Consider the following 2,262-nt stretch of genomic DNA (forward strand, 5'->3'; position numbering starts at 1 on the left):
CGAGGCGATCCAAATTGCAGGTGACCTTGCCAAAGGTCAGCAGCTTACCGAGCAAAAGCTGTTCGGCATCAACCCTGTTATTCTGATCCCCGCGATCATCTCGGCGGTAGGGGCAGGGTGCATCGTTAAGGAAAACTTCTATGGCAATCGGCAATTTACCGTCCTGTCTAACCGTCACGCTAAAGTATGAAGGCGGATACTCGAATGATCCAAATGATCGGGGTAATTGGACTGGCCAGAATGTCGGGGTCGGTATTCTGAAAGGAACAAAATACGGGATCGCAGCTCACGCGTATCCGCATCTCGACATCGAAAATTTAACGCTTGATGTTGCGAAATCGATTTATGAAACAGACTATTGGAAGCCTATACTCGGCGAAAGTCTGCCATACGGGGTCGATCTTGCGACCTTCGACGCTGGCGTAATGTCCGGACCTCGGCGGGCCGTTCGCTGGTTGCAAGCGGCAGTTGGCGCGAAACAGGACGGTCTTGCCGGGAGCGAGACGCTTGGGAAGACGCTTGCCGCAGACGGCAAAGTGACGATCCGGGCAATTTGCGCAAGACGTAGAAGTTTCGTGCAGTCCCTTTCCTCGAATAAATATTTCGGGAGGGGCTGGTTGCAGCGCATTGCTGAAGTTGAAGGGAAGTCGATTGCCGTTTTGCTGATGCGCGGGGCCGGGCGCTGACGGAAGAAGACCGGGCGAAGCGCGAATTGCAGTTGGGCTATCGGTGTCGTTCTCGGCGAGGGCGATCTCCTCGAGGGATAACCCGCACCATCACTCCTCGTGACCGCGATTGGTCCATGACAAATTCGGTAAGGGGCTATGAGGACTGTAGAGGGCGAATCGCATAGCATACGATGTGACCAACAAAGCCTTCGAAACATTCTACGGCTCACGAAAGATCAGCACTTAGTGAATTACGTGTTGCATCTAGATCGCTTCGACGGTGGTATAGGTATGCCAAATGGAAAGAATGTTAGAACAGGTGGCGTTTTCTGCTCTGACTGAGTTGAATAGATGAGAATGCCAAAGCTTTCAGTTAAATGCGAGGAACAATTTTGGAGCACGAGATCGCTATGGACGACTGTCTGGACATCTTCGTCACACTATCGAGGCTGGCCAAGTTGAAGCAAAGCTACGCCAACCGATTCGACAACATGGCGCTTGATCATCAAGCCTCGACGGCTCGAGAACGGGCGGTTCGCTATACGGCCGAGTGCATTGCACAAGACATCTACAAGCGTCAGCCGGCCCCCTTTTGTCCAGACGTTCAGGCTCGTTTTAGCGCCCTCGGCCGTATTATCGACCAGCACATTCAGCCAAGCCCCCGGACACTGCACCAGCGCCAAGCGCTGATCGAGCGTGCTGAGAAGTTTGCCCACTTCTCTCCCCATCATGAGGGGCGTGACGAAACCGACTTGAATCAGGAGATTGCGGACCAATTAAACCCAAGTGGTACTGAACGTATTCACCGGTCCCTCGAAGCCCGAGAAATCAGGGGGAATCGTCTGCTGCAGCTCCCATTTACCGCTCAACAGGCCAGAGAGTTAACTGATGAACTTGGCCATTTGCATCAGGAACTCAGAGACCGGCTGCGCACAATGGACCAAGTGTTCAGTGACGAATCGAACAAGCCGATGCCTTGGCTTCCTCACGACATCGAGCGCGAGATTGAGTCTGTTTCGCGTCAACTGGAAAGCAAACAAGTGGACCCAACGCTCGCGCGGATCAACGCAGGACCGTGAGAAAGAAAGGGCAGACCGCAGTATCTCGGATGACCTGTTCGCTTCCGGCGAGTCCTCATCGTCGCTTTCGCCTATCGTTGCACCGGCTCAAGCGGGCAGACGTCCTCACGTTCTCCTAGCGGTATCTCGTCCCAACGTCGGTGCCGCCCCTGGAGACTTCCGCCGGTTTGCCGACGACAGCCGCTCTTCCGATTCTTCCAACGGGGAGTACGATGACGGGTGGGCGCCGAGGAATTGTGCAACCCGCGAAGTCCGTGTGTCCAGGATCGCCGTTGCTACTGTCCGTGATGCGGCGGATGGGCCAAATCCAGGCGCAGCCCGCGTCTTACCATAGGCGTAGGCGCCGCCGTAGATCGGGTTCTCGATCATCCGGTGGATGGTCGCATAGTTCGGCCTGCGCCACACGACGTCGCCATTGTGGGGTCGGAACAAGATTTGCTTTCCCAGACACGCTAAGGTCGAACGAAGCACGAACATCTGTTTGTCCTCTGGACAAGATTACCAACTCGATTGCG

4 protein-coding genes are annotated in these 2,262 nt (G+C 55.0%); 3 read left to right on the plus strand and 1 reads right to left on the minus strand.

Annotated features, from left to right (window positions below):
• The 3 genes from AC0L3D_RS36440 to AC0L3D_RS36450 all read left to right on the plus strand — a co-directional run.
• On the plus strand, nt 1-190 hold a 190-nt coding region (locus tag AC0L3D_RS36440), incomplete at its 5' end, for a hypothetical protein (RefSeq protein ID WP_473647504.1).
• Nucleotides 141-686, plus strand: a complete 546-nt coding sequence (locus tag AC0L3D_RS36445; protein ID WP_473647505.1) for a glycoside hydrolase family 108 protein — start codon at nt 141-143, stop codon at nt 684-686. The genes AC0L3D_RS36440 and AC0L3D_RS36445, both read left to right, overlap by 50 nt.
• A gap of 392 nt (nt 687-1,078) precedes the next feature.
• Entirely contained in the window at nt 1,079-1,747 is a 669-nt protein-coding gene (locus tag AC0L3D_RS36450) for a hypothetical protein (protein WP_473647506.1), read from the plus strand.
• 105 nt (nt 1,748-1,852) lie between these two features.
• Here the strand turns inward: AC0L3D_RS36450 and AC0L3D_RS36455 are convergent, their stop codons facing one another.
• The gene (locus AC0L3D_RS36455) at nt 1,853-2,224 is read right to left on the minus strand and encodes a recombinase family protein (RefSeq protein WP_473647507.1); all 372 of its coding nucleotides are present in this window, start codon (nt 2,222-2,224) and stop codon (nt 1,853-1,855) included.
• Between the last annotated feature and the right edge of the window lie 38 nt (nt 2,225-2,262).

Source organism: Mesorhizobium sp. WSM4837 (assembly GCF_055811435.1).

Coding starts and splice junctions, on each gene's coding strand:
- AC0L3D_RS36445 (WP_473647505.1), top strand. CDS start 141: ATGGCAATCGGCAATTTACCGTCCTGTCTAACCGTCACGCTAAAGTAT.
- AC0L3D_RS36450 (WP_473647506.1), top strand. CDS start 1,079: ATGGACGACTGTCTGGACATCTTCGTCACACTATCGAGGCTGGCCAAG.
- AC0L3D_RS36455 (WP_473647507.1), bottom strand. CDS start 2,224: ATGTTCGTGCTTCGTTCGACCTTAGCGTGTCTGGGAAAGCAAATCTTG.